Origin of the sequence: Paracoccus indicus (assembly GCF_003056335.1) — a bacterium.
GTDB lineage: Bacteria > Pseudomonadota > Alphaproteobacteria > Rhodobacterales > Rhodobacteraceae > Paracoccus > Paracoccus indicus.
In genome coordinates this window covers 1-656 of sequence record NZ_PYWA01000028.1, presented here as the reverse complement: position 1 = coordinate 656, position 656 = coordinate 1, and the positions used below count along the sequence as shown (strand labels likewise).

The window sequence follows — 656 nt, the reverse complement described above, 5'->3', positions numbered from 1 at the left end:
CGTTCTTCAGCTTGTTGAAGCAGCGCTAGACGAGGTTGCGCAGCCTGTAGAGGGTGCGATCCACGGTGACACGGAGCTTGCGGGTCTTGCGCATGGGGATGACCGGCACAACGTTGCGCGCTTCCATTGTTTTGCGAATCTTGTCAGAGTCATAGCCGCGATCCGCCAGCAGGACGCAAGGTTCCGCCAGGTTGTCGTCCATGACCAGATCGAAGCCCAGATAGTCCGATGTCTGGCCCGCCGTGATGTCCGACCTCATAGGGAGCCCTGCGCCGTTGACGCGGAGGTGGATCTTGGTCGTGAAGCCACCCCTTGAACGACCAAGACCTTGTCGCGGAGTCCCCCTTTTGCGCCCGCTGCCTGATGATGGGCCCGGACCACGGTGCTGTCGATCATCTGAAGGGCATCCGGGACCAGTCCGCTCTCGTTCAGCGCTTCCATGATCTGCTCCCAGAGCCCTGCCAACGTCCAGCGCCGAAACTGGCGGTAAACACTGGACCACTTGCCAAACTCTTCGGGCAGGTCACGCCACGGCGATCCTGTCCGTGCAATCCAGCAAATTCCATCAAGAACAACGCGATGGTTGATTGGTTTGCGTCCATTCGGGGCGCGGATGGCCAAGATAAAACGCTCGTGAAACGCCTACTCTTCGTCCG

At 59.8% G+C, this 656-nt stretch carries 1 pseudogene; it reads right to left on the bottom strand.

Annotated elements, in window-relative coordinates:
- Positions 1-28: 28 nt before the first annotated feature.
- A pseudogene (locus DDE75_RS17100) lies at positions 29-624 on the bottom strand (IS5 family transposase); the annotation flags it as partial.
- Positions 625-656 lie beyond the last annotated feature (32 nt).